General features: G+C 66.1%; 26 protein-coding genes and 1 tRNA gene. 11 read left to right on the plus strand and 16 right to left on the minus strand.

Translation table 11 applies throughout. The features are described 5' to 3' along the window. Position 1 precedes the first annotated feature (1 nt). Positions 2-253, plus strand: a complete 252-nt coding sequence (locus tag C450_RS01750) for a hypothetical protein (RefSeq protein ID WP_005039263.1) — start codon at positions 2-4, stop codon at positions 251-253. 15 nt (positions 254-268) lie between these two features. Here C450_RS01750 and C450_RS01755 read toward each other — a convergent pair whose 3' ends face one another. Beyond that, positions 269-1,336 carry a hypothetical protein gene (locus C450_RS01755; RefSeq protein ID WP_005039266.1) on the minus strand — a complete coding sequence of 356 codons (1,068 nt, stop codon included), beginning with the start codon at positions 1,334-1,336 and terminating at the stop codon, positions 269-271. A 181-nt stretch (positions 1,337-1,517) separates the two neighbouring features. Here C450_RS01755 and C450_RS01760 point away from each other — a divergent pair, with 181 nt between their 5' ends. Continuing rightward, a complete protein-coding gene (locus C450_RS01760) occupies positions 1,518-2,294 on the plus strand; it encodes a hypothetical protein (protein ID WP_005039268.1) in 777 nt (258 codons plus the stop codon). Between the two features lie 52 nt (positions 2,295-2,346). Here C450_RS01760 and cofG read toward each other — a convergent pair whose 3' ends face one another. The 3 genes from cofG to C450_RS01775 form a co-directional block, all read right to left on the minus strand. Continuing rightward, positions 2,347-3,459, minus strand: a complete 1,113-nt coding sequence (cofG, locus tag C450_RS01765; protein WP_005039270.1) for a 7,8-didemethyl-8-hydroxy-5-deazariboflavin synthase subunit CofG — start codon at positions 3,457-3,459, stop codon at positions 2,347-2,349. 200 nt (positions 3,460-3,659) lie between these two features. Further along, complete coding sequence (gene cofC / locus C450_RS01770; RefSeq protein WP_005039271.1) at positions 3,660-4,313, minus strand: 2-phospho-L-lactate guanylyltransferase; 654 nt, start codon at positions 4,311-4,313, stop codon at positions 3,660-3,662. 91 nt (positions 4,314-4,404) lie between these two features. Beyond that, positions 4,405-5,292 (minus strand): complex I NDUFA9 subunit family protein, encoded by an 888-nt coding sequence (locus C450_RS01775; protein ID WP_005039273.1) that lies wholly within the window; start codon positions 5,290-5,292, stop codon positions 4,405-4,407. A gap of 80 nt (positions 5,293-5,372) precedes the next feature. On the opposite strand from C450_RS01775, the gene tmk reads away from it, so the two are divergent. Continuing rightward, entirely contained in the window at positions 5,373-5,963 is a 591-nt protein-coding gene (gene tmk / locus C450_RS01780; protein ID WP_005039276.1) for a dTMP kinase, read from the plus strand. A 69-nt stretch (positions 5,964-6,032) separates the two neighbouring features. Here the strand turns inward: tmk and C450_RS01785 are convergent, their stop codons facing one another. The 3 genes from C450_RS01785 to C450_RS01795 form a co-directional block, all read right to left on the minus strand. Next, the gene (locus C450_RS01785; RefSeq protein WP_005039279.1) at positions 6,033-6,314 is read right to left on the minus strand and encodes a hypothetical protein; all 282 of its coding nucleotides are present in this window, start codon (positions 6,312-6,314) and stop codon (positions 6,033-6,035) included. A 101-nt stretch (positions 6,315-6,415) separates the two neighbouring features. Continuing rightward, on the minus strand, positions 6,416-7,093 hold the full coding sequence (locus C450_RS01790; protein ID WP_005039281.1) for a helix-turn-helix domain-containing protein: 678 nt from the start codon (positions 7,091-7,093) through the stop codon (positions 6,416-6,418). A gap of 180 nt (positions 7,094-7,273) precedes the next feature. After that, a complete protein-coding gene (locus C450_RS01795) occupies positions 7,274-7,600 on the minus strand; it encodes a hypothetical protein (RefSeq protein WP_005039284.1) in 327 nt (108 codons plus the stop codon). A gap of 71 nt (positions 7,601-7,671) precedes the next feature. On the opposite strand from C450_RS01795, the gene C450_RS01800 reads away from it, so the two are divergent. Both C450_RS01800 and C450_RS01805 read left to right on the plus strand, forming a co-directional pair. Beyond that, positions 7,672-8,688, plus strand: a complete 1,017-nt coding sequence (locus tag C450_RS01800; protein ID WP_005039287.1) for a thiamine pyrophosphate-dependent dehydrogenase E1 component subunit alpha — start codon at positions 7,672-7,674, stop codon at positions 8,686-8,688. A 74-nt stretch (positions 8,689-8,762) separates the two neighbouring features. Continuing rightward, positions 8,763-9,452 carry a potassium channel family protein gene (locus C450_RS01805; RefSeq protein ID WP_005039290.1) on the plus strand — a complete coding sequence of 230 codons (690 nt, stop codon included), beginning with the start codon at positions 8,763-8,765 and terminating at the stop codon, positions 9,450-9,452. Between the two features lie 19 nt (positions 9,453-9,471). Here the strand turns inward: C450_RS01805 and C450_RS01810 are convergent, their stop codons facing one another. From C450_RS01810 to C450_RS01835, 6 genes are all read right to left on the minus strand, one after another. Beyond that, positions 9,472-9,978 (minus strand): DUF5813 family protein, encoded by a 507-nt coding sequence (locus C450_RS01810; RefSeq protein WP_005039292.1) that lies wholly within the window; start codon positions 9,976-9,978, stop codon positions 9,472-9,474. A 52-nt stretch (positions 9,979-10,030) separates the two neighbouring features. After that, complete coding sequence (locus tag C450_RS01815; protein WP_206536821.1) at positions 10,031-10,417, minus strand: DUF7522 family protein; 387 nt, start codon at positions 10,415-10,417, stop codon at positions 10,031-10,033. A gap of 61 nt (positions 10,418-10,478) precedes the next feature. After that, positions 10,479-10,563: transfer RNA gene (locus tag C450_RS01820), tRNA-Leu, on the minus strand. Between the two features lie 45 nt (positions 10,564-10,608). After that, positions 10,609-10,944: a ferredoxin gene (locus tag C450_RS01825; RefSeq protein ID WP_005039296.1), complete on the minus strand. Its 336-nt coding sequence runs from the start codon at positions 10,942-10,944 to the stop codon at positions 10,609-10,611. Positions 10,945-11,241: 297 nt separating this feature from the next. Beyond that, positions 11,242-11,742, minus strand: a complete 501-nt coding sequence (locus tag C450_RS01830; protein ID WP_005039300.1) for a peptidylprolyl isomerase — start codon at positions 11,740-11,742, stop codon at positions 11,242-11,244. A gap of 117 nt (positions 11,743-11,859) precedes the next feature. Next, positions 11,860-13,011, minus strand: coding sequence for an NAD(P)/FAD-dependent oxidoreductase (locus tag C450_RS01835; protein WP_005039302.1), 1,152 nt, complete (start codon positions 13,009-13,011; stop codon positions 11,860-11,862). Positions 13,012-13,328: 317 nt separating this feature from the next. Here C450_RS01835 and C450_RS01840 point away from each other — a divergent pair, with 317 nt between their 5' ends. Together C450_RS01840 and C450_RS01845 are read left to right on the plus strand one after the other, a co-directional pair. Next, the gene (locus tag C450_RS01840) at positions 13,329-14,081 is read left to right on the plus strand and encodes a hypothetical protein (protein ID WP_005039304.1); all 753 of its coding nucleotides are present in this window, start codon (positions 13,329-13,331) and stop codon (positions 14,079-14,081) included. Between the two features lie 200 nt (positions 14,082-14,281). Further along, positions 14,282-15,253: an ornithine cyclodeaminase family protein gene (locus tag C450_RS01845; protein WP_005039306.1), complete on the plus strand. Its 972-nt coding sequence runs from the start codon at positions 14,282-14,284 to the stop codon at positions 15,251-15,253. A gap of 85 nt (positions 15,254-15,338) precedes the next feature. Here the strand turns inward: C450_RS01845 and C450_RS01850 are convergent, their stop codons facing one another. After that, positions 15,339-16,403 (minus strand): anthranilate phosphoribosyltransferase, encoded by a 1,065-nt coding sequence (locus tag C450_RS01850; RefSeq protein ID WP_005039308.1) that lies wholly within the window; start codon positions 16,401-16,403, stop codon positions 15,339-15,341. A gap of 338 nt (positions 16,404-16,741) precedes the next feature. After that, positions 16,742-17,617, minus strand: coding sequence for an SDR family NAD(P)-dependent oxidoreductase (locus C450_RS01860; RefSeq protein ID WP_005039313.1), 876 nt, complete (start codon positions 17,615-17,617; stop codon positions 16,742-16,744). 76 nt (positions 17,618-17,693) lie between these two features. Here C450_RS01860 and ahbB point away from each other — a divergent pair, with 76 nt between their 5' ends. Both ahbB and C450_RS01870 read left to right on the plus strand, forming a co-directional pair. After that, entirely contained in the window at positions 17,694-18,734 is a 1,041-nt protein-coding gene (gene ahbB / locus C450_RS01865; protein ID WP_005039315.1) for a siroheme decarboxylase subunit beta, read from the plus strand. Between the two features lie 193 nt (positions 18,735-18,927). Then, positions 18,928-19,185, plus strand: coding sequence for a hypothetical protein (locus tag C450_RS01870; RefSeq protein ID WP_049909784.1), 258 nt, complete (start codon positions 18,928-18,930; stop codon positions 19,183-19,185). Between the two features lie 72 nt (positions 19,186-19,257). Here C450_RS01870 and C450_RS01875 read toward each other — a convergent pair whose 3' ends face one another. Further along, positions 19,258-19,824, minus strand: coding sequence for a thioredoxin family protein (locus C450_RS01875; RefSeq protein ID WP_005039321.1), 567 nt, complete (start codon positions 19,822-19,824; stop codon positions 19,258-19,260). 124 nt (positions 19,825-19,948) lie between these two features. On the opposite strand from C450_RS01875, the gene C450_RS01880 reads away from it, so the two are divergent. Beyond that, on the plus strand, positions 19,949-24,487 hold the full coding sequence (locus tag C450_RS01880) for a PAS domain S-box protein (protein ID WP_005039323.1): 4,539 nt from the start codon (positions 19,949-19,951) through the stop codon (positions 24,485-24,487). A 117-nt stretch (positions 24,488-24,604) separates the two neighbouring features. Next, positions 24,605-26,251, plus strand: coding sequence for a bacterio-opsin activator domain-containing protein (locus C450_RS01885; protein ID WP_005039326.1), 1,647 nt, complete (start codon positions 24,605-24,607; stop codon positions 26,249-26,251). The last annotated feature ends 30 nt before the right edge of the window (positions 26,252-26,281 follow it).

Here is a 26,281-nt window from a genome sequence, read left to right on the forward strand (position 1 = left end):
GATGACGGACGATTCCGACGGGTCGACGGCCGACGCGACGCCCGCCGACTCGACCCCCGCTGGCACGGAATGTGCGCTCTGTGAGACCGACCTCAGTCCCCGGGACTATCCCGACTGTCGGGCGGTCCTGATCGACGAAAGCGGGCCCGACGGCGACGAGGAGACGATCCGGATGGTGTGTGCGGACTGCTGGTCGGGGTTGGACGACGAGCTCGGTGATCCCTCGGGCTCGCCGTCGACTCGCTCGGCGTAGCCGGCCCCTTCGAACTCAGTCCCACGCCGCTTCGACAGCACCCTCCGCGTACCGTACCACCGATTTGTTGCCGCTCGGTGGCTCGGCGTCACGATCGACCGAGCGCTCGACGATAACCCCGCCAGCGCCGACCGCCACATCGTAGGTGTCCGTGCGCGCGACGCCGTTGAGCTTCGTCTCGACCGGCGCCTGGAATCGCCGCCACTGGCCGGCAGACTGGCGCTCGTAGACTTTTCCGCCCGAGCCTGCCGCGAGCCCCATCGCGCCGTCGCGGTCGATCGCCCGGATCGCCTGGCGGCCGCCATCGATGACGTGGGGCGTCCATCGGAACCCGTCGTAGCGGTAGACGATCCCGCCGCCGGCGGCCACATTGACGTCCTTCGGGCCGACGCTCGCGGCGTCGAAGAAGGCCCCGCCAGCGAAGTCGATCCCGATCTTGTTCCATTTCATGCCGCCGTCGCCCGTCGCGGCGACGAACTGGCTGGTCGAGACGACGTGGCCCTTCTTCCGCGCGTGGAAGTCGATCGCCGGGATCGTGGAGCCACCGCCGGGTTTGGTCACGTCCTCGTACTTGACTGCGCCGCTCTCCTGGCGGACGCCGATCAGTAGCTCGCCCGAACCGTTGACGAAGTAGAGCCGCTCGTTCTCGCCCGCAGTGCCCCGCACCGCACAGCCTTCCCACGTGCTCGTCTTCTCCTTCGGCGCGGAGTAGTTCGTGAGCGTCTCAGTGTCGACGCGATACTCGCCGATCACACCCGAGCCGCCGACGAACCAGAGCGCCTTGCCGTCGTCGGTCACGTCGACACCCGTCAGCGGCCGGCTCCGTGCCTGAGGGCCGTACTCGACGACCTTCTGCCAGCCGTCCTTCCGTCTCGCGAGTACGTCGCCACCGGCCCCGACCGCGAACGGCCCCTCGGCGGTGTCGACCGCACCGTTCAGGGTCTTCGTGGTCGGCGACTCTGCCTCCGTCCACTCGATGTCGGGCGTGTCGTCCTGCGCAAGACCGACGCTCGGAACGCCGACCGCGGCCGCCGCCGTCGCCCCGGTCAGTTTCAGCAACTCGCGCCGCGTGTGGTTGGTCATTCGTGTCCTCACCACACCCTCATCCACGGCGAAGCGTGTTGAATAACCGAGATATTCCGGAAGAACGATCGGTTCGCATGGAGTGTTCCGATCCGCTCAGCGACGAGCCGTTATTCGCTCGCCAATCCGAAACGGTCGGCGAGGCGGGGAGTTAATTGTACTGAGAGAGAACCGAGGATCGATGGCCGACTCCGTCCGTGTCGCGGTTCGAGAGCGGGTGAGTTCGCGGGCGATACTGGCGTGGCTCGGGGTCATCGCCATCTCCGTGTGGGTCTTCGACGGATCGGCGACACAGACCGCGACGGGCCTCACGGTGACGGGAATTTTCGGTCTTTCGGAGCTCCTGACGGAGGTGTACGATCTCCGCGAGACAGTCAGAACCCTCGGTTTCGGTCTCATGGCGTTGCTCTCCGGCGTTGCCCTGTTCGTGCTTGGCGGCACTGGTACGTGGTGGCTGCCGGTGGTTTTCGCGGCCGTCGGCGGGTGGCTCGCCCTCGATTCGGTCCAGACGCTCCGTCACGAGGGGCTCTTCATCGACGAGGGCGACGGTGAGAGCCCCGACGGCCGGGACGTCTACCACGACTACGTCACGAGGAAGGTCGACGAGACGCTCCGCGAGCAACCTCTCACCCGTCGAGAGCTGTCCGACGCGCTCGACCCAGACGACGCGACGCTCGATCACGCGCTCGCCGAACTCGACGACCGTGACCTCCTCGTTCGGCAGGGCAGCGAACTCCGTACCGAGTCCCCGTCGGAGCCGGGAGGGGTAGCACGGGCTCGGCATCTGGCCGCGACCACGGCTGCCCGACTCGCACGGCCGCTCACCGTCGAGTTCGACGACGAATCGACGGCCGACGACGGGACCGATCGGTACAGTCCGACACCGGAGCCAGTCGATTCACGGTCGCGCTCCGACGACAATCAAGAGCGCGAACGCGAACCCGCAAGACGCCGGTAGCTGGCGAGGTGTCCGTGTTTCCGATCGCAACCGGGATCAGGCTGACGTGGGCTTAGACTCCGGCGGGGTTCTCGCCGTGTTCGAGCACCGATCGGAAGCGCTCGCCGTGGACGGTGTCGGCGGCGAGCGCCGCCTCGATGCGCTCGTCGATCCAGCCGCCGTCGTCGACGAACCGCTCGTACACCGGCAGGCGCTCGTCTAGTGGGACGCCAGCCTCTCCCGCGATGGCTTCGAGCTCGTCGAGGCCTGGCCACGCGTAGTCGGGGTTGATGTGATCGTCGGTCACGGGCGACACCCCACCGAGGTCGTCGACACCGCAGTCGAGCACCTCACGGACGGGCGCGAGGTTCGGCGGCACCTGGATCGAGACGTCCTCCGGGAGCGCAACGCGGGCCATCGCGACCGCACGTCGGAGGATCTCGGCGTCGGGCGTCGGACTGTTCCACCGCTCGTTTTCGACGACGGGCTGGACGAGCACTTCCTGGATGTGCCCGTATTGCTCGTTGAGTTCGCGGATCGCCAGCAGTGATTCGGCCCGGTCCTCCCAGTCCTCGCCGATCCCCACCAGAATTCCGGTGGTGAAGGGAATCCCGACCTCGCCGGCCGCACGGATGGTGTCGAGGCGCTGTTCGGGCGTCTTCTGTCGGGGGCCGGCGTGAGCGCCGACGTCGGCGGTGGTTTCGAGCATCACGCCCATCGAGGCGTTCACTTCGGCGAGCATCGCCATCTCGTCGTGCTGGAGATCGCCGGGGTTGCTGTGGGGGAGGAGCCCGACGTCGAGCGCGAGTTCGCACATCTCGTAGAGGTAGTCGTGGATCGAGTCGTGGCCCCACTCATCGAGCTGGTCGTGGATCGCGTCGTAGCGGTCGTCGGGTTTGTCGCCGAAGGTGAACAGCGCCTCGGTGCAGCCGGCGTCGGCTCCGGTTTCGAGCACCTGTCGGACGTCCTCGCGACTCATCAGACTGGCTTCGCCGGGCGGGTCGAAGTACGTGCAGTAGGTACAGGTGTACCGACACGCCGTGGTCAGCGGAACGAAGACGTTGCGCGAGAACGAGAGGCGGGGTGCAGGATCGACGTCGTTGGAGTCGACAGCACACAGCCGATCGACGTCGTGCGGCGTGACGTCGATCGCATCGAGTGGATCGCGCGTGTCGGCCTCCTGCATGGATCGGGTGAAGACCGCGGACGGCTAAAAGGCTCTCACTCAGCGGGGATGCCCGGTATCCAAGGAGGGGGAGTGGGGATACCGGGCCGGGAGCGGTGGGCACCACAGCCGACGGCCACCCGCGCGAACCGGTAAGAGGGTTCGCGCAGTTCGTCCTCGGTGACGACTGCTTGAAAGGATTGTCCCAACTCTCACCCGATTCAGCCCGTCTCTGGCCCCTCATCCCGCTGCACAGCGGTCGTACCGTCCCGTCGGATATCGACGCGATCGTCCCCGCTCGTGTCGAGTCGAACGTCTTGCCTTTCGAGCCACCGACGCGTTTCCCCTGTTCCGTGGAGCAGCACTTCCGCGAGGTCCGCGGACTCGTCGACATCGGTCGCGAGCCGGTGGGAATCGACCGTCGCAAGGCTCGCACCGACCTCACGGGCGCGTTCGCGGTGATCGCGGTACGACGCGCCGTGGTAGTCGACCCGGAACTCGGGATGACGCGTCACGAACGCGTTCGTTCCGCCGCCCCGACCGGGTGCGAGCACCACGTCGGCGTCGGGCGCGAACAGCCGCGTGAGCGCGTCCGGAGTTGCGAGCGGGAGATCCGCCATCACCACTGCGACCGGCGTTCCCGCCGCCAGCACCGCATCGACGGCCGTGCTCAACGGACGATCGTCGACGATCGTGGGTGCGTCCACGTCGATCCCGGCCGTCGTGAGCACTTCGGGCGTGTGGCCGGCCTCGCGGAGCGCACGGAGTACGTCGTCCAGCATGACGCGGGCGAACTCGCGGCGCTCGGCAGGCGTGAACACGTCCGCGAGCCGGGTCTTCGGCTGTTCGGCCGCGAACGGGACGACGACGCGCATGCGCCATGCTCGGCCGTTCGGCGTCAAATGGGTGCCGGTCGGCGGGGAAAGAGAGTTCCGTCGGCGGCGCTGCTGGCGACGGAGCGGTGAGTTACGCCACGCCGAGGTAGTCGGCGAGCGAGCGCAGATCGCCCATGTCACGACCGAACGCGGTGACGTCGTTGTCGGCGACCGTGTTGTCCATTTCGAGCGAGCGCGCCTGGTCCGAGCCGAACGGGACCACCGGCAGCGGGTCGGCGAGCCCCATCCCGAGCTTCGTGAGCGCCATCGGCACCGGGGCGATCGAGACCGACTTCCCCTCCGCCCGGTAGGCGAGTTTGGCGACGTCGGCGAGCGTCAGGGTCGCCGGCCCGCCGATCTCGTAGGTTTCGCCGGTGTGGCCATCCTCGGTGACGGTATCGGCGAGCATCGGCGTGAGATCGCCGATCCAGATCGGCTGGAACCGGGTGCGACCGCCGCGGGGCAGCGCCGCGAGATACGGTGTCGTGAGTTTCTTCGTGAACGGAACGAACTCGCCGCCGTCGCCGAACACCACCGATGGCCGGACGATCGTCCAGTCGAGCGCCGAGTCACGGACCACTCCCTCGGCCTCACCTTTCGACCGGATGTACGCCGTCGGTCCCCGAGGATCGGCTCCGAGCGCGCTCATCTGGACGAACCGCTCGACACCGTGTTCCTCGGCCGCCCGAACCGCGTTCTCGGTGCCGCCGAGATGGATCTCGAAGTGCTGCTCGTCGCCGCCCGAGGGCTGGAAGAGCGGCGAGAGCGCGACGAGATTGACGACCGAATCCTGGCCCGCGAACGCCCCTTCCATCGAGTCGTAGGCGGTCACGTCGCCGATCGCGGTGTCGACGTCCGCCTCGAACACCGAGGGATCGGGATCGCGCGAGAGCGCCGTCACGTCGTGGCCGCGTTCCGCCAGTTCGTCACACAGATTCCGTCCGACGAAGCCGTCGCCACCGGTCACGAGCACGTCCATATTCTGATTACTCGGGGAGCTAACCTAAAACCACCGTCACCGGCAGGGAAGGCTTACCCGTCGGCGGGCGAAGTCGCGGTATGCTCATCACGCTCGAAGGCATCGACGGCAGCGGAAAGACCACGGTCTGGGAGGCGCTTCACGACACCGTCGACGCCACCTTCACCCGCGAGCCGACCGACTCGTGGTACGGCGAGGCGGTCGCGCGCTCGATCAACGATCCCGACGCCGACCCGCTCGCCGAACTCTTTCTGTATACGGCTGACCACGCCGCCCACCTCTCCTCTACTGTGCGCCCCGCACTCGACGCCGGCGACGTCGTGATTGCGGATCGGTACTCCGACTCGCGGTACGCCTACCAGGGCGCGGCGCTCGACGGGCGGGTGAAACGCCCGATGGAGTACGTTCGTGGCGTTCACCAGCCGTGGACGCGCCCGCCGGACGCGACGATCTATCTCGACCTCGATCCCGAGCAGGGGGCAGCGCGAAGCGGCGCGACCAACAAGTTCGAGCAGGCGGAGTATCTCGACCGGGTCCGGACGAACTACGAGCAACTCATCGAGTACGAACCCGAGCGGTTCGTGCGAGTCGACGCGACCCAGTCGCCCGAGACGGTGATCGAAGCGGCCGAATCGACGGTCGAGCGGCTGCTCGATACGGCTACCGAGTAGCTCATCGAGTCGGTCGTCGCCCGGTTTCCCGTCCGACGACTCCATCGCTGCCGATACACGCCGACGACGTTACCCTGAGGACCACTGAAGCGTGGCTTCGAGATGCTCGTGTGGATCGGCGTCGCGGCGAAGGAGTTCCCGAGACCAGCCGGAGTCGTCGTACGAGAAGCCGCACACGTCACCGTCGACGAGCGCAACGGCCTCGGTTGCGGGGTCGTCGTACCGACTCCGGCGGGCGTACATCGAGGAAGTCCCGAGCACGATGAGCGCATCCACATCGTTGCGGGCGCGTATCGCCTCTGCATCCGCTTGCTCCAGCGGAGCGGGCGGCAACGCGCCGATCAGACTCATTGTCGGTACTACTCGGCGAGTGGTTTGTATCCGTTGAGGTTGCGAATGAAAGCACAGTTCCACGGTACGGTCGCTCGTGAACGAGCGGGAAGATCCCGTTCTCAGGACTTCCCATCGTGATCCGGGACGGCCCCGACCAGCAGCGCGTCCTCGACGAGCGCGCCGGTCGCGCGCCGGAGGCGTTCGGAGAGCGCCTGATGGGAGATCCCGAGCTTCTCGGCGAGATCGTTCTGATCGATGTCGCGCGGGACCTCGTAGTAGCCCGCTTGGAGCGCGGCTTCGAGCGCCTCGAACTGTTCGGTCGTCAGGCCGTACCGACCGGCGGGCTCGCCCTCCAGCTCACGGATCGCGGTGATATCGAACGTCAACCCCTGCTCATCGCGGAACTCGGTCGTCTTCGTCAACGACTCGCGGTCGGGATAGAGCACCCGAAGATGCCACCGGCCGTCGGTGCCGTACGCGTCGGTGATGGTCGCCTCGGAGTTCGTGAGCATCTGGAGAACGAGATCGACCTCGGTGACCCACTCCATCCGGTAGAGCTGTTCGTTGTCGAACTCCGAGAGGAGTTCGATCTCCTGCACACTCGGATCGTTCTCGAAGACGTCCGCAACGGCCTCGTGGTCGGCCCCCCGGACCCACACGAGTGGCATTGCGGCATCCGTTCCAGTCTCGATGATCCGTTCGACCTCGAACTCGATGTCGGGCGACGACGAGAGCGCCTCGTAGAGCGCGAACTCGTCGGCCGGAATCTCACCCCTGATAACGCATGCACTCCCCATGGCCGTGTCCAGACGACGATCTCGGTTAAAAATTCGCTTCGAGTTGTCGTGGTTCGGCCCGCCCGTTTCGAGTGGAGATCGTGAACACACCACAATCTTTGGCCGTGCGGTGAAGCGGTGGCTGTGGTGACTGTAGTGTCTGTAGCGGCCGTGGTAGCTGTGGTGGCTGTGGCGGCGAACTCAGGATTCCCGGAGCGTGTCGGGGAGTTCGACTTCCTCGGGGGCCGGCATCCAGAAGTAATCGAACGCGACGCCGAGCGCGAACGGCAGCGCGACCGCGACACCGAGCACCGCCGTTGCGCCACCGAGGTCCGGTCCGAGTCCGACGGGGCCAGTCGCGACGAGCGTCGTCACGAACAACACTGTCGGCACGAGCAGGGCGATGTAGAGCGCGACGCCCCACTGGGTGTCGAGCCGGACGCGGATGAAACGCGTGGCGAGCGCGGCGATGACGGCGTTGACGCCGACGACCACGGCGAGCCCGACGAGGTCGGCAACCGAGACCATATCGCCCCTCGGGGCCCGCGGGACTTCGGCGTATCGGAACGGCTTTCGGGCGGGCCCGTGGGAGAGCAGATATGCACCGGGTCATCGGCGAGCGCGACCTCGAAGCGACCCAGTTCGACGCCGACGATGCGCGCGACCTGCTCCGGGACATGATCCGCGCGCGGCGGTTCGACGAGCGCGCCGTGGCGCTCCAGCGCCGCGGCTGGATGAGCGGCTATCCACCCTTTGCGGGCCAGGAGGCCACCCAAGTCGGGACGGCCCACGCGCTGGCGGCCGACGACTGGCTGTTCCCCACCTACCGCTCGAACGCGATGCAGATCGCCCGCGGCGTCCCGATGAGCGATCTGCTCGCCTTCCGGCGTGGTCATCCCGAGTTCAACTCCGATCACGATCTCCCGATCTTCCCACAGGCAGTCCCGATCGCGACCCAGCTCCCTCACGCCGTCGGCGCGGGAATGGCCGCCGACCACCAGGACGAAGACCACGCGATCGTCTGTGATTTCGGCGACGGCGCGACGTCGGAGGGCGACTTCCACGAGGCGATGAACTTCGCGGGCGTGTTCGACGCGCCGGTCGTCTTCCTCTGTGAGAACAACGGCTGGGCGATCTCCCTTCCTCGGGAACGCCAGACCGCGAGCCCGAGTATCGCCGAGAAGGCCGAAGCGTACGGGTTCGAGGGCGCACAAGTCGACGGGATGGACCCGCTCGCGGTACGGGAGGCAGTCGAGATCGCCCTCGATCGCGCTCGCGACGGCGAGCCGGTGCTCGTCGAGAGCCTGACCTACCGTCGGGGAGCCCACACCACGAGCGACGATCCGAGCCGCTACCGTGACGACGATCCCGATCTCCCCGCGTGGCGCACCAGCGACCCCGTCGAGCGATTCACCGAGTATCTCACCGACCGTGACGTAATCGACGAGACGTTCGTCGAGCAATGCGAAGAAGACGCCGACGACGAACTCGCGGACGCGGTCGAGACCGCCGAGGCGATCCCCGACCCCGCAAGCGACGAACTGTTCGAGCACGTCTATGCCGAGCCGACGCCCGAACTCGAGCGACAACGTGCATCGATCGCGGGCGACGACTGAGGAGCCGGGACAGTCCGCCGTCGAGACTGCGGGAACGGAGTAAGGTTATTGGTAGTCCTCGGTGTACAGGAGGTATGCGATTCGTCATCGTGGGTGCCGGCCGGGTCGGGCTCCGAACAGCGAGAGTGCTCGCCGAGGAGGGCCACGAAGGAACCGTGGTCGAGAACGATCCCGACCAGCTCGAACAGCTCTGGGGCGAACGCCTCGAAATCGTCGACATCCTCGACGGCGACGGCGGCAGCGAGGACGACCTCGTCGACGCGGGCATCGAGGAGGCCGACGCGGTGGGGGCGCTGACCGGCGACGTGACCACCAACATCATGGCGTGTCTGATCGGGAAGTCGAGAGGCTGTCGTACCGTAATGCGCATCGACAACGACGAGTACGAGGGAATCTACCGGAAGTACGCCGCGGAGGTCGACGAAGTGGTCTACCCCGAGCGCCTCGGCGCGATCGGCGCGAAAAACGCTCTCTTGGGGGGAACGATCCGCGCGATCGCCGACATCGCCCATCACCTCCAGCTCGTGGAGTTTACCATCACGCCCGAGTCGCCGACCCGGGGGTACACCCTGAGCGAACTCGAACTCCCCGGCGACGCCCGGCTGTTGGCGTTCGGCAAGGAAGGGGCGGCGCTCGGGCTGCCCCACGCCGACGACTCGCTCGAAGAGGGCGATCGGGTGGTGGCGCTCGCGGACTTCGACGTGCTCGGCGACGTTCGTCGGATCATCGCCGGCGACACGAGCCGTGCGGCCGGCGAGGCCTGAGTCTTCTCTCTCCTCGCACTCAGAGCGGCATCGCGCCGCTCGACCCTTCTCCGTCGCCCTCGTCGCCCTGCTGACGCGCTCGGGAGAGCAGATCGGCGACGGGCGGCTCGTAGGTGTAGCCGGGGACGATACCCTCGACGTAGGTCCCTTCGACGTACTCCGCCAGCGCCTTCGCGGCGTCGGCCGCCCCCGCAGGATCGTCGTGCTCGAACGCGAACTCGACCCTCACTGTGCCGGCGTCGCGTTCGACGGTCGGTGCCGGTACGTCGATCGCCCCGCGCGTCACGCCGCCGGCATCGGCGAGTCGCCGCTCGAACGTCTCGAACCAGCCCTCCCGCAGCGCCTCCGCGATCGACTCCCCGGCAGCGGCGTCGAGCGTCGGGACGTGGATCGTGATACGATAGCCCGACTCAGTAGCCTCGGCGCGGCTGTCGAACGGGATGGTGGTGAGCGCGAACCCGTCGTCGATCGGCTCGAACGCCCTATGACTGTCGAACCCGTCGGTTCTGGGCGCGTTGTGGGTCATGTGGTCGGTTCGCCCTTCGCGGGCAAAAGCGCGTCGTCACCCGCTCGCGGAACTACTCGGTTCGGTCCTCTAAAACGGTGGTGACCGCGTTCGCAACCGCCTCGAAGTCCTGCATCGTCAGCCCGTCGGTGGTCACGAACACGCCGTCGCGCTCGGTGGTGATCCGGAGGAGAAAACCGTTCTCGAAGGTCCGGATGGTGTGGCGGTAGGTCCCGAGCTCGGAGTTCTGATAGGCGTTGCGGGTGTTCTTGAAGTCGTGCCACTCGTGGCCGATGAAGCTCATCAGATCGGCGTCCTGTTCGAGATCGTCCCGGAGGTAGAGCTGGTCGTAGTCGCTCCGCGTGAAGTACGTGACCGAGCGGAGGCTGTCGCCGGTCGCGGTCCGGGCGACCCGAACGAGGCGGTCGGCCGGCCCGTCGGCGAGGAGGTCGGAGTCCATCGTCCGGGTGCTCATGGGGAATCGTGATAAAATCGTCGCTGTTCGGCGATCCGGCGAAACGTGCGAGGGATGCGATTTGAACGCACGAACTCCTAAGAGATCGGGTCTTAAGCCCGACGCCTTTGGCCAGACTCGGCCACCCTCGCGCGTTCGCCCCTACGCGCTCGAAGGAAAGTCGGTTTCGGTCTCGGTTACCAATCGACCGAGAGCGTGCCGTCGCCCTCGAGATCGGGCGCGATCTCCTCGTCCGTGCGACGGTCGACCACGTGGATCACACCTCTGTCTTTCTTCGCGGGACAGACCTCGGCCGCCTCGACGTTCGCTGCGAGGTCGTCCTCGCCGATGAAGTACGATTCGGGCTGGGCGATCCCGCTCGTGAGGTTCATCGACCAGTTGTCCGACACCTCGGCACATTTGCCCGCCGCGATACATTTGTTCGCCTCGAAGATGATCTTGTAGGGTTTCTCGGCGATCGGCGGCGCGTCGCGCTCGCCGATGTCGCTCGGATCGACGGGTTCGTCGGCCATACCACAAGGTCGGGCCTCGATCGGTTTCCGTGTACCGTTCGGCTGGCAGCCGTCGGGCCCGTCGAGACGAACCACAGCTCGGCTCTCCCGGTGTCACGAGCGCGTGTAGATATCGGTACTCCCGCACTCGGGACACTGCGTGAGTGCGCCCAACGGTGGCGCGTCGACCGAATTCCACTGGTTTATCCCTGTGGCTTCGAATCCACACTTCAGACAGCGCGTCGTGGTATCGTCGACCATACGCACGCGTACTCGCCCGACTCGCAATCAGTGTTTCGCTCGGTGTCGTTTCCGGTCTCAGTCGTGGATCTCGACCGATTCGAGAACGACCTCCTCCTGGGGCTGGTCGTTCGCGTCGGTCGAGACCGAGCCGAGTTCGCGGACGACGTCCATCCCGTCGGTGACCTCGCCGAACACCGCGTGGCGGTCGTCGAGGTGGGACTGGGCGTCAAGGGTGATGAAGAACTGCGAGCCATTGGTGTCGGGCCCGGAGTTCGCCATCGAGAGCGTGCCCGCCGAGTCGTGGCGCAGCTCGTCGTGGAACTCGTCGTCGAACTGGTAGCCAGGTCCGCCGCGACCCGATTCGTCGGGGTCGCCGCCCTGAATCATGAACCCCTCGATCACGCGGTGGAAGGCCACGTCGTCGTAGAGGGGTTCCTCGACCGTTTCGCCGTCGTCTTCCCACTCCTGCTCGCCGGTCGCGAGCCCGACGAAGTTCTCGACCGTGCGCGGTGCGCGCTCGTCGTGGAGTTCGACCTCGATGTGGCCTCGATTGGTGTGCAGCGTTGCGTCCGTCATACCCGCTCGAACGACGAGCCGGCGGAAAAGGGTGCTGGTGACCGATCGCTCCCGTCCGTTCCGTGCAACGTGGCGACCGCCGGAGCCAGAACGACGATCGACGCACCGTCGCCGGCGTCACGCGACGTTTCGCTCGACGAGTTCGTCGCCGTCGTCCTCGAACCGGCGACTCGACAGCGGCTCGACGTCGACCAGCGACGCCTCGCCGTCGGTGCAGAGTTCGGCCACCAGCCGTCCGGTGGCTGGCGCGTGCTGGAACCCGTGGCCCGAGAACCCCGCCGCGGTGACCAGGCCAGGTACCGTTTCTTCGAGGATGGGGTGGTGATCCGGCGTCACGGCGTACAGCCCCGCCCACCCACGGCGGATGCGCGAATCGCCGTCGAAGTAGCTCGTGTACGCCGCCGCGCGTTCGACCGCCGTGGCCGCCCAGTCGAGATCCATCGAGTCCGAGTAGGCGCTCGGATCGACGTCGGACCCGGTCTCGGCGAAGTGGCCACCGACGAGCGCGGCCCCGTCCCGTTCGGGGCGGAAGTACGACCCCTCCTCCAGATCGATCGTCAGCGGGACATCCGCCGACACCGGGCGGCTGGGATCGACGACCGCGATCTGGCGGCGGCGCGGGTGAATCGGGAGGTCGATCCCCGCCAGGTCGGCGACGGTCGCCGCCCACGCGCCCGCAGCGTTGACCACGAACTCCGCGTCGATCCGTTCGGCGTCGGTTTCGACGCCCGTGACCCGGCCGCCGTCGGTGACGAGATCGACGACGGGCGTCCCCGTTCGGACGTCGACGCCGGCCTCCCGAGCGCTCGTCGCGTACCCCTGGACGGCGAGGTTCGGGTCGGCGAACCCGTCGGCAGCGTTGTAGGTCGCTCCGACGAACTCGTCGGGATCAAGGCCCGGACAGCGCTCGACGGCCTCGCTGGGCGAGAGGAACTCGCTGTCCACGCCGAGGTCGTGCTGCATCGCCACGTTCTCGCGGAACCGATCGGCCGTCTCGGGGGTGCGGGCGAGGAAGCAGTAGCCTGGCCGCCGGTGGGCGATGTCGACGCCGAACTTCGCCTCGAACGCCTCCCAAACCCGCAGGCTCTCGATCGAGAGGCGGACGTTGACCGGCGTCGAGAACTGGGTCCTGATCCCGCCCGCCGAGCGGGCGGTGCTCCCCGTTCCGAGCGAGCCGCTCTCACAGAGGGTCACGTCCGCACCGGCCGCGGCGAGCGCGTTCGCGGACGAGAGCCCCACGATGCCGCCCCCGACGACGACCACATTCATGCTGGCGAATCTGAGCCGCGTGGTGGAATAAGTCTACTGGCGACGCCGGAAGCGGTGCCCATCGGAGCCCTCTCCGAGGAATCGTTCATTCGGCTCCGTCAAGACACTCAATGATTGGTGGAAGTGGCTTAATAATTGTGTAGTTTTTATTGGAAAGAAAGTAGCTCAAACATATCCGTTGTGTATATTCCACTTGAGTGGCTGTTTCGAGCAATCCTTTCTTTCTCTTTTTGACCTTCGTGTCGTAGTCTTAAGCGGAAGTCGACTGGAGAGCAATAGTATAAACGGTTTTGGATTTTGCCCGCTTCTGAGAAGATATGCTCTCGCTGGATGAGGCAGAAAATCTCGGTGCAGTAGCACAAGAAGCGGCGCTAATTACTCGTGACACCACCCTGGGCGTATCGGATGAGGAAGATATTACTGATGAATTCATCCACAATCTAGTTAGCAAACTGAATAGCGCCTCGATGAAGCATCTCGTCGCGGCTGACGAACTTTCTAAGATTAATCCACGGGCTGAATCTGTCGTGGGAGCCGATTTTATATTTATGGTTGTGTATGCGACGAGAGCCGCAATCACAGACTGGGGATTTCTATCGCAGGCCAAGTACTATGCTAATGCGACAAATCGATCAGGTGCGACAACCAAACTCGTCGATCAATGCAACACAATGCAGGGACACACTCCAGCCAGCTTTGCGAATATCTATTACAATGACACCTATCGATTCTTCCCTGCATCCCAACTCGTAGCAGACGGTCTTGCTGACACTAAACTTTCACTACCAGAAATGAGCAAGAAGTTTTCAAATCGAGCGACACGAAACTTCTTTAAAGAAGTGTTCTACGGTCTATGGGGTGATCGATGGGTCGCTCAACACTATAATCAATTACTTGAAGCCAATTCCAGTGACGATGTCCCTAACCGAACAGCTGCGACTGACGGTGGTGAAAATGTCTCTGCCAAGCGAGTGGTCATCACGATTGTTAAAGAAAGAGATGTGAACTATCGTGTTACCGACGAGCTTGGCTACGAGGATGCAGAGATGTTCTCTGATAGAGATATTTGATTCTCTGCTATCGTCACACGTTCGTTAGAAAACGCTATTTGTTGTATACGACCCTTATATACAGCATGACTTAAAATCCAATCATCATTCAGGAACCTCAACAAACCCGTTCGTTTCGCTTTTCGAATATTTCTACGACCGTTCCCGCCCTCACACCGAAGCGGGGAAACCCATAACCCGGTCGCTGGCGAGGCGAACGCATGGTCCTGGTGCTCACCGACGCCGAGATCGACGAGGTGCTCGCCCTCGAATCGCTCGCCAGTGAGGTCGAGCACGCGCTCGTCAAGCAGGCCGCGGGGGCGGTCGAACGCCCGGAACGACCCCACTACCCGGTCGGCGAAGGACTCGACTCCGACGACCCCCTCGGAACGGGCCTCGTGATGCCCGCGTACGTTCACGGCGAGGACTACTTCGCGACGAAGCTCGCCAGCATCCACGAGGGCAACGCCGACCGCGGGCTGCCGACGCTCCACGCCCAGATCGTGCTCGCCGACGCACGCACCGGCCAGGCCGTCGCCTTCCTCGACGGGACGCGGATCACCAACGCACGAACCGGCTGCATCGGCGGCCTCGCCGCCCGCGAGCTCGCGACCGACCCGGTTCGAATCGGCGTCGTCGGGGCGGGCGCGCAGGCGCGGTGGCAGACCAGGGCCATCGCCGCGCTGTGTGACGTCGAGAGCGTCGCGATCTACTCGCCGAGCGACTCGAAACACGAGTGCGTCGACGCGCTCGACGAGGAGGGAATTCCGGCGGAGGCCGTCGAATCGGCCGCCGACGCCGTTCGCGACAAAGACGTGGTCGTGACGGCGACCACGAGCACCGAACCGGTGTTCCCGGCCGACGCGCTCGGACCCGGAACGCTCGTGGTGGCGATCGGGGCGTACGAGTCGGGGATGCAGGAGCTCGAACCAGGAGTGTTCGATCGTGCGGCGCGTGTGTTCGCGGACGTGCCCGAGGAGGCGGCGACGACCGGCGATCTCGCCGCGACGTCGCTGACCGCCGCCGATCTCGTCCCGATGGCGGCGCTGTTCGAGGACGACGCAGGCCGGGAGTCCGCCGACGAGATCGTCGTGGTCGAAAGCGTCGGATCGGCGGTGTTCGACGTCGCCGCGGCCACGGCGATCTACGGGGCGGCACGGGAAGCGGGGCTCGGCACGGACCAGGCACTCTGATCGCTCCGAAATCGGCAGTTGGCCGGCGGAAAGCTGGTCTGCCGAACGGGTTCCGGTCGTGGACTCGACGACAGCCCCGGCGGTCTCAGAACGCGCGGAGGTCGTCGAGGACCGCTTCGGCGCTCCCGTCGGCGATGGCGTCGCGGGCCATCGCGAGGCCGTCGTCGAGCGACTCACAGTCCTCGCGGGCGTAGATCCGGAACGCGCCGTTGAGCGCGATGGCGTCGGCGAACGCTCCCTCGCGCTCGCCCGCGAGTACGTCCTCGGTAATCGCCGCGGAGTCGGCGGCCACGTCCTCGACCCCGAGATCCTCTTCGTCGAAGTCCATCCCGTACTCGGGGGTCTCGATCGTGAAGTCCTCCAGCTCGCCGGCTTCGCCCACGGCGACCGTCGTCGAGCCCGGCCGGATGTCGTCGTACCCCTCCATCCCCTGGAACATCACGACCCGGGGCACGTCGTAGCGCTCGCTGGCTTCGAAGGTGTCGATGATCCGCTTCGCGTAGGGCAGATGGTAGAAACTCCCGAGGTGGACGTCGGCCCCGGCAGGGTTCGCGAGCGTCTCGATCGTGTTGACGAACGTCCGCACCCCCATCATGTCGCGGCGATCGGCGAGCGCGTCGATCCCCGGATTGAATTGCGGCTGGTAGTAGAAGCCGAACCCGGTTTCGTCGACCATCGCAGCGCTTTCGTCGGGTTCGATCTCGGTCCGGATCTCCAAGGCGTCGAGGACGTGCTTGTAGGCGTCCTGCTTCTGCGTGGGGACGCGGTCGCCGGAGTGGGCGACGACCGGGGTGCCGGCGGCGGCAGCGACCACGCCCGCTCCGACACCGAGGATCGCGGAGCGTCCCTTGCCATCGTAGTTCGCACCGCAGTCGACGGGATCGCAGTCGGGAGCGGCGACGTTCACCGACTCCTCGGCCATGACGTCGATGTACGCCGCGAGCTCCTCTGGGGTGTTGCGCTTCCAACGGTTCGCGAGCCAGAACGCGCCGAGGGTGGTGTGGTCGGGTTCGTGATCGAGGATCCGCGTCATCGCCTCGCTGGCCTGGTCGCGCGTCATGTCGTCGGCGGACTTGTGTCCCGAGCCGACGACCTCGGTCATGAGTCGCTTGAGCGGCCACTCGCCGTACTGTTCTGTGATCTGGGCCATGACTCGTGTTGGATCGCGTGGCGCAAAAGGCTCCCGCTCGGTGCGCTCCTGAATCGAACACCATCGAACTCGGCGATTGGAATTCGGTGAGGACAGCTGACTTGGCTATAGCTAATCCCGACACAAACGAGAGACCGCAGGCCACACCCTCCCCAACCGACCCCCTCGTTCGCTACGCTCACTCGGTCATCCCTCGCGCGAGTCGCGCGTCTTCGACGCGCTCACGGGTCGTCCCTCCCCGTTCACGTCCGCGGCCCTCCCTTCGGTCGCGCCGCGCTCCGCTCCCGCGCGCCACCGCGGTTGACAGCAGCCGGCTTTCGTCGATCTGGGTGCTCGGGTCACGGCCACGCGGGATCGACACCGACGAAGTCGGCGCTCGCCTTCCAGAGACGTTCACGCAGTTGGTCGTCGTGGACGCGCGGGTCCGGGTCGGCGCGCTCGCATCCTTCGAAGTACACACCATTGACTTCGGCCACTTCGGACGCTGCGGCGAGTCGAACGAGACCGTCGGCGGCATCTTCGACTGAAGTCCCCACAAAGGGGAGGCGTGCGGCGACGGCCGTAGCGGCGCGGACGGGCAGTGAGGCGTCCCGGTAGAGCCCGCTGCCGGGGACGAACCCGGGATGGACGGCGTTCGCGGTCACGCCAGTCCCGTCGAGGCGCGCGGCGAGCTCGATGGTGAACAGGAGATTCGCGAGCTTCGAGCGCGCGTAGGCGTCGAGCGCGTCGTAGCCCGATTCGAGGTGGAGGTCGTCAACGTCGATTTCGCCGCGTCGGTGGACCGTCGAAGAGGTGCTGACGACGCGGGCCGGTGCGGACGCACGGAGCAGGTCGAGCAGTTCGTGGGTCAGGAGATACGGCGCGAGATGGTTGACAGCGAGCGTTTTCTCGTACCCGTCGTCGGTGAGCCGGCGGTCGTCGTGTGAGCAGGCGGCGTTGTGGACCAGAACGTCGAGGCGGTCGTACCGCTCACGGAACGCGTCGGCGAGCCCGCGAACGGCGTCCGTCGTAGCGAGGTCGGCGCAGACGAACGCTCCCTCGCCGCCCGCGCGCTCGATCTCATCGACGGCTGCCTGGCCGCGCTCGCGCGAGCGTCCGACCACGACCACGGTCGCGCCGCGGCCGCCGAGTCGCCGCGCCACGACACGCCCGATGCCGCCGGTCGCGCCCGTCACGAGCGCGACCCGATCAGTGAGATCTTCGAACCCGGTCATGCGGTGAGTGGACGCGCGAACGGGATAGTTCCGCCGAACCGATAGACCGTTGTGTCGAGGGCTCCTCCTCCAAACAATGAGTTCGCTGGCGGAGGGCTGGCGCGCGGATCTCGACGACGTCGACGCCGCACTCGTCGACGGCTATCAGAGCGGGTTCCCCGTCCGCGAACGTCCCTTCGAGGCCGTCGGCGACGAGCTGGGCGTGAGCGAGGCCGAAGCGCTCGCGCGCGTCGAGCGGCTGCGCGAAGCGGGCGTCTTCCGGCGGTTCGGCGCGGTCCTCAACCCGCCCGTGATCGGATCGTCGGCGCTCGCCGCGGTCAGAGCCCCCGAAGAACGCTTCGACGAAATCGCGGAAGTCGTCAACGGCTATCGTCAGGTCAACCACAACTACCGGCGCGATCACGACTGGAACATGTGGTTCGTGGTTACTGCGGGATCGCGCGAGACCCGCGACACGATCCTCGACGAGATCGAGGAGCGGACGGGCTGTGGCGTGTTGCGGCTCCCGATGCTGACCGACTTCTACATCGATCTCGAATTCCCCGTGGTCAACACCGATCGGTTCGCTCGGGAAGGAGTCGACGAAACCGACGTCTCGCCGACCCGGATCGGTGAGGACGCCGCCGGCGATCTTTCGGCGCTCGACGCGCGCTTGCTGCTTGCGATCCAAGAAGGATTCCCGCTAACTGCGACGCCGTACCGCGACGTTGCCGAGGAGATCGACGCTCCCGTGGACGAGGTGCTCGACGCCGTTCACCGATTGCGCGATGCGGGCTGTATCAAGCGGATCGGCTGTATCGTGAACCACGTCGTCACCGGGTTCGACGCGAACTGCATGGTGGTCTGGGACGTGCCCGACGACGCACTCGACGCCCGCGGGACCGAGGTGGGGGCGCTGCCGTACGTCACGCTCTGCTATCACCGTCCGCGCCGGCCCGAGCAGGACTGGCCGTACAACCTCTTCACGATGATCCACGGCCGCGAGTCCGACGCCGTCGACGCGAAAGTCGACGAACTCGCCGGCGACCATCTGCCCTACGACCACGAACGTCTCTACTCGACCGAGACGCTGAAACAAACTGGCGCGCGCTACGACGACCTCGTTGGCGAGGGCTGAGTTTGCGGCTGCGGCGCGGGTGCGGTGCGGCAAAGTGGTCGGCGGTCAGCGGAGCGGTGGCGGTCCTGGCGGATCGAGGGCGAAGGCCACGAACGGAGTGAATGGCCGAGGGCTCGGGCGGTGCTGCGTGGTTGTGGTGGCGGTCAGCGGTGCGGTTCATCGGTGAATCACGGTTGCGGTCCGTGTGCCGATCATGACCATAGTGCAAAACTCATACAACAACGAACAGAAACATCAGTTTATGAGGGGGATTCGTACAGCGGGTGTGGCGGTGTTGTTCCCGATCATTTCGGTGGTCGCCAGTGCTGTCGTGCTTTTCCTCCTCAGCCTGATCGGTGTCGGGAGAGGCGTAGTGTGGGAGATGGCAGGTATTATCGCGTTTATGTCGGTACTTACACTCCTAGACACACTGGTATGGTACCGTGATCGCCAGACAGTGGGAGGGGATTGATACACTCAAATACGGACTGATCTAGCAGATTCAGGGAACGGACACAATAACGTTTGTTCGAGTTTTCATGTATTATTGCCACTTGATCGAGCAGCCACGCGACGGCCGGAACTCGTGGTCCACCGGGACGCCAGTGAGCACCGATTCGATCGCACCCGCCATCTCGAAGCCTGGCTCGCCGGAGGGCTGTTCGTCGGGGCCGTGGGCGTCGTCGAGCCGGCCGTGGTAGGCGAGTTCGAACCCGTTGTTGGTACTTTTGAACAGGAACGGATCGGGGGTGCAGACCGCGCCGTAGGCCCGCGCGACGTCCTGGGACTCGTCGCGGAGGTAGGCGTCGTAATCGATCGTACCCTCGTCGACGAGCTCCTGCATCGTCTCGAAGGAGTCGTCGGGATACTCTTCGGCGTCGTTGGGGTTGATCCCCACGACAGCGGCGTTGTCGTAGTCGTCAGCGAGCCGATTCAGGGTGTCGAACTTCGCCTGGGCGTAGGGACAGTGGTTGCAAGTGAACGTCACCAGCAGCGCCTTGTGGTCGGCGAAATCGGCGAGAGCATGAGTTTCGCCGTCGGCACCGGGGAGTTCGAAGTCGGGAGCTTCGTCGCCACGGTCGAGTTCGCGTGCGGATTCTTCGAGAGTCACGGCCGACCCACGTGCGCGAGGACCAAAGATGGCTCGACACCGCTTGGAGCCGCTCGCTGTCGGTCGTCGGCGGAATGGTGCAGATAGGTTTTTGCCAGCGGCGACGCACTCGACAACAACGAGCATGAATGGCGAGATCGCGGTGCTGTTGGTCGACGACGAGCCGGCGGTTGCGGACCTCGCGGCGACGCACCTCGAGCGGCTTCGCGACGACTTCGACGTCACGGTCGTCGAAGGTGGCGCGGCCGCACTCGCCCGGTTCGAACGCGATCCGGCGGCGTTCGACTGCATCGTGAGCGACTACACGATGCCCCGGATGAACGGGCTCGACTTCCTCGCCGCGGTACGAGAGATCGACACCGATCGCCCGTTCGTGCTGTTCACCGGCAAGGGATCGGAAGAGATCGCGAGCGAAGCCGTCTCGGCGGGTGTCACCGACTACCTCCAGAAGGGAACCGGAACGGAGCAGTACGAACTGTTGGCAAACCGAATCGAGAACGCGGTCGAGGCCCACCGTGCCGAGCGCCGGGCGGACGAACTCGCCCGGATCAACGGCGTGATCAGCGACGTCCAGCGCGAACTCGTCGGCCAGTCGACTCGCGGGGGGATCGAGGAGCAGGTCTGTGCGCGTCTCGCCCGGTCGACACCGTACACGCTCGCGTGGATCGGCGAGCCCGATGACGGCGACCGGGTCGTGATCAGCGAGCGCGCGGGATCGGGGACGGGGTATCTCGACGAGATCACCGTCCGGGCCGACGACACACCCCGTGGTCGCGGCCCGGCCGGACGAGCGCTCCGCTTGGGGGCCGTTCAAACCACGCGGAACTTGACTGAGGACGAGACGTTCGAGCCGTGGGCGGAGACCGCCAATCGCTACGACCACGAGTCAGTGATCGCACTGCCGCTCTCGTACGATGAGGTCGAGTACGGCGTGCTGGTGGTCTATTCGAGTCGGCGGTACGCGTTCGGCGAGGAGGAGCGAACGGCGCTCGCGGAGCTCGCGGGCACGATCGGGCAGGCGATCGACGCGGCCGAGACCCGGGCCGCACTCGAACGGCGCGAGCGCGAACTCCGCGAGGAGCGCGCGGTCGCAGAGGGGGTCTTCGACGCGATTCCCGACGCGATCTACGCGTTCGATCCCGAGGGCCGAATGCTCCGGTGGAACGACGCGTTCGCCGCGACGGTGGGGTACGACGACGAGACGATCGCGGAGATGAACGCCCTCGAGTTCGTCCCCGAGGCCGACCAAAATCTGATCGCCGATCGGATCGCGGCGATCGCAGAGCGCGGCGAAACCGTCACCGTCGAGTCGGCGTTCGTGACTTCGGATGGGGAGGCGATCCCCCACGAGTTCAACGGCGCACCGCTCACCGACAGCGAGTCGGTGTACGGAGTGATCGGTTCCGGTCGCGACATCACCGGTCGCAAACGTCGCGAGGCGGCGATCACGGCGCTCCACGAATCGACCCGTGATCTCGTCCGCGCGGACGACCGGGTGGGAGTCGCGACGGCGACCATCGAGGCCGCGGCGGAGGTGCTCGGTTTTTCGGCGACGGCCGTGCGACTGCACGACTCGGACACCGACACGCTCGAACCCGTCGCGGTGTCCGATGCCGCGAGACGGCTGCTCGGCGAACGACCCAGCTACGCCCACGGCGAGGCACTCCCGTGGCGTGCGCTCGATTCGGACGAGCCCGTCCTGACCGCGGGGAGCGTCGCCGAGTACGGTGCGGACGACCTCCCGTTCGAGAGCTCCATGTACGTGCCGCTCGGCGACCACGGAACGCTGAGCATCGGCCTGTCCGACGACGCGTTCGACGACGCTGACATCAGGCTGGCACAGGTGCTCGCGGCGAACGCGGCAGTCGCGCTCGATCGGGTCGACCGCGAGGCACAGCTGCGACGCCACGAACGCATGCTCGACGCCGCCGGTGACGGGATCTACGCACTCGATACCGACGGGCAGGTCACGAGCGTCAACGACACCATCGTCGAGAAAACGGGCTACGCGCGCGAGGAGCTGCTCGGCAAGCACGTCTCGACGTTCCTCGAAGCGGCGGACATCGAACACGGACGGGCCCTGATCCGCGATCTGCTCTCGCGGGATTCGTTCGGGAGCGTCAGCGAGTCCTTCGAGGCCACCGTGCATCCCGCCGACGGCAGTACGTTCCCGTGTGAGATTCAGGTCGCACTGCTCCCGACGGCGGAAGCAGAAGCGTTCCAGGGGACCGTCGGCGTGATCCGCGACAGTACCGAGCGCAAGCAGCGTGAGCGCGAGCTGGAACGCTACGAGACGATGGTCGAAACCGCGCCGGTCGGGATGTTCGTGGTCGATCCCAATGGGACGGTCGTCGGGGGGAACGAGCGGGCGGGATCGATGGCAGGCTACCCCATGATGGAGCTCCGCGGGAAACCGTTCCGGACGCTCGTCGAGAACGGAATCGTTCCGCCGGAAAGCATCGAGAAGTACGCCACGACAGTACGAGACCTGCTCTCGGCGGACACCGAGCGCACGACCGGGACGTACGAACTCACCATCACTCCGCCCAACGGGGATCGGCGTACGCTCAAAATCCGGGTTTCGTTGCTCCCGTACGACACGGAGTTCGAAGGGACAGTCATGATCTGTGAGGACGTCACCGAGCGCAAGCAGCGTGAGGGGGAACTCGAGGCAGCGCGGGCGCGGTTCCGGGCGCTGGCCGAGAACACCACGCTCGCAGTCGTCACCATCGACGAGAACAGTACGATTCGGTACGCGAACGACGCGGTCGAAGGGGTGTTCGGCTATTCCGCCACCGAACTCGAGGGCGAGTCGCTCACGACGGTCATGCCCGACCGGCTTCACGATCCCCACTTCGCAGGGCTCGACCGGTATCTCCGAGAGGGAGACAAGCATCTCGACTGGGGGTGGATCGAGCTCCCCGGTCGACACCGAGACGGACGCGAGATCCAGCTCGGCGTCTCGTTCGGCGAACACGCCGCCGAGGGCGAGCATCGCTTCACCGCCACGATCCGAGACATTACCGCCCAGAAACGCCACGAAGCGGCGATCGAGACGCTCCACGACGCGACGCGGGCGATGATCGACGCGGCCGACCGCGACGAGATCGCCGAGATCGCCGTCGCGACGGTCGAGCGCGTGCTCGACATGCCGATGTGCGGCATCTGGCTCCACGACGAGGCCGACGCGGTGCTCCGCCCGGCAGCGATCTCCGAGCGCGGCGTGGAGCTGTTCGGGACGGCCCCGACATACACCGGGGGCGAGAGCCTGTCGTGGCAGGCGTTCGAAGACGGCGAGACCCGTCGGTACGACCACGTCAACCGCGAAGCCGACGTCTTCGATCCCGAGACGCCGCTCCGCAGCGAGATCGTGGTCCCGATCGGCGAGTTCGGCGTGTTGAACATCGGATCGACCGAGCCGGGCGCGTTCGACGATGACAACGTTTCGCTCGCGAAGCTCCTCGCCACCAACACCGAGGCGGCGCTCTCGCGTGCAGACCGCGAGCGACGGCTCGTCGCCGAACACGATCGGCTCGCGGCGCTGTTCGAGAACGTTCCCGACGCCGCGCTCCGCTACGACCTCGTCGACGGCGAGCCGATCGTCCGGGACGTCAACACGGCGTTCGAGGAAGTCTTCGGCTACTCGTCCGAAACGGTGGCCGGCGAGAACATCGACGAGTTCATCGTTCCAATGAGTGACGACGACGAGGCCGACGAGCTCAACGAACGGCTGCTGGCGGGCGAACGGCTCCGAACGACCGCACGCCGGCGGACGGCCGACGGGGTCAGGGATTTCCTGTTGCACGTGGTGCCGATCGCACTCGACGAGCGCAACGCCGAGGGCTACTCGATCTACACCGACATCACCGATCAGCAACGCCGCCAGCGCGAGCTCGAACGCCAGAACGAGCTGTTGGAGGAGTTCGCGAGCGTCATCAGCCACGACCTCCGGAACCCGCTTTCGGTCGCGCGCGGCCGACTCGAACTCGCACGCAGGGAACAGGACTCCGAACACCACGAGGAGATCGACGCGGCGCTCGTCCGGATGAACGAGCTGATCGAGGACGTGCTCACGCTCGCGCGACAGGGACGGGTGATCGGCGCAACCGAGCGCGTCTCGCTCGCGACGGTCGCCAAGCGAGCGTGGCACACCGCCGGCACCGAAACCGCGGAGCTCACCGTCGACGATCCCGGCGAGGTCGAGGCCGATCCCGACCGGCTCGCGCGGCTGTTCGAGAACCTGTTCCGGAACGCCGTCGAACATGGTTCGACGAGCAGCCGGTCGGAGGCCGGCGACGCTGTGGAGCATGGCTCCACAAACCCACCTTCGCAGGCTCAGGAGGACGCTGTCGAACACGGCTCCACGAACAGTCAGGCTTCACCTGACGACACAACGGAACACGACGACGTCGCCGTGACCGTCGGCGCGCTCGACGATGGCGGGCTCTTCGTTGCAGACGACGGCCCGGGAATCCCCGACGGGGAGCGCGAGAACGTGTTCGAGGGTGGGTACTCCACCGCCGACGACGGCACGGGGTTGGGGCTCTCGATCGTCCGATCCATCGCCGAAGCTCACGACTGGACGGTGACCGTCGACGAAAGCGAGGCAGGCGGCGCACGCTTCGAGATCCGGACACAGACGTCCGATGAGACACGAATGTGACCGCTCGAACTGCAAGAGAGATCGAATTCGTCGGCCGTCTGTCGGTAAACACCGAAAAACTGAGTGCGAACTGACAGACGATATATTAATACGTCGAGCGGAATGGTTTTGAGAGGAATGTCGTCGGACGACGAGGCGAGCGTGACCGAGCCGATCCGCGTGCTGTTCGTGGACGACGAGCAGCGCCTCGTCGAGGTCGCCGCGCGCTTTCTCGAGGACCTCCAGGAGTCGTTCGTGGTCGTCACCGAAACCAGCGCCAGCGACGCTCTCGACCGGCTCGATCACGAGGGAGTCCCCGATTGCATCGTCAGCGATTACCGGATGCCGGGGCTCGACGGACTGGAGTTCCTCGAAGCGGTTCGTGAGGAGCACTCGAAAGTTCCGTTCGTCCTCTCGACGGGGAAAGGGAGCGAGGAGGTGGCGAGCGAAGCGATCTCGGCGGGCGTCACTGACTACCTCCGGAAGGACACCGGCACCGACCAGTACGCGGTGCTCGCGAACCGGATCGAGAACGCGGTGGCCCAGCGCCGGGCGGAGCGGGCGTTGGCCGAGCGCGAACGCCGGCTGGCCGCCCAGCGCGACGAACTCGCGACGTTCGATCGAATCAACGCAGTCATCCAGGGGATCATCCGTAACCTCGTCGCCGCGGCGACGCGCGACGAGATCGAACACACGATCTGCGAGCGCCTCGCCGCCTCGGAGCTCTACGAGTTCGCGTGGATCGCCGAGCGCGGCGCGGGTGGCGACCTCGCGGTACGGACCGGAGCCGGGATCGACGACACCGACGGGGTCGATGTCGCGACTGACGGCGGGGCGGTCGCGGAACCGGCAGCACGCGCGCTAGAGACGGGTGGGGTACAGGTTCTCGATCCAGCCGACGGCTCGATCGTGGAGGACGAAGCTGCGACCGATCACGAGCACCGATCGGCGGCGGCCATCCCGCTGTCCTACGAGAACGTGGTGTACGGCGTGCTCGCGGTGTACTCCACGCGACGGGACGCCTTCAGCGAGCGCGAACAGTCCGGGTTCGCGGTGCTCGGCGAGATCGCCGGGTTCGCGATCAACGCCGCCCAGAACATGCGGCTCCTGCTGTCGGACACCGCGGTCGCGCTCGAACTCCACGTTCCCGACGGCTCGGGGTTCGCCACCCGCCTCACCGAGCGCCTCGACTGTCGGTACAGCCTCGACGGCGTCGTTCCCGGTGCCGACGGAACGCTCCTCCAGTACGTCGTCGTCGACGGCGTCGCGCCCGAGCGCGTGCTCGATGCCGCCGACGAATCGGACCTCGTCGCGTCAGCGCGACTCGTCAGCGAGCGCGAGACGGGTAGCGTGTTCGAACTCGCCATCACCGACTCGCCCGTGAACACGCTGATCGAGGTCGGGGGAACGGTCCAGGAGTTCACGGCCGAGGACGGCGAAGCACGGGTGGTGGCGGAGATCGCCACCGACGCCGACGTTCGCACCGTGGTCGACGGGTTCGAGGCGGCGTACCCGGGGGCAGAGCTGCTGTCGAAACGCACCGTCGAACTCCCGCTCCGGACCGAGGGTACGTTCCGACAGACCCTCGACGAGCGCCTCACCCAGAAACAGCGCTCCGCGCTGCGGGCGGCGTACTTCGCGGGGTATTACGACTGGCCCCGTGACTCCACCGCCGAGCAGGTCGCGGAGTCGATGGGGATCACCTCCCCCACGCTTCACAACCACCTCCGGAAAGCCCAGCGCGAGCTGGCGGCGGCGTTCCTCGAAAACGACCCCGACGCGTAGGTCGGGCGGAAGTCTTTTGCCCCGGGCTGG

Source organism: Halococcus salifodinae DSM 8989, from assembly GCF_000336935.1.
GTDB lineage: Archaea > Halobacteriota > Halobacteria > Halobacteriales > Halococcaceae > Halococcus > Halococcus salifodinae.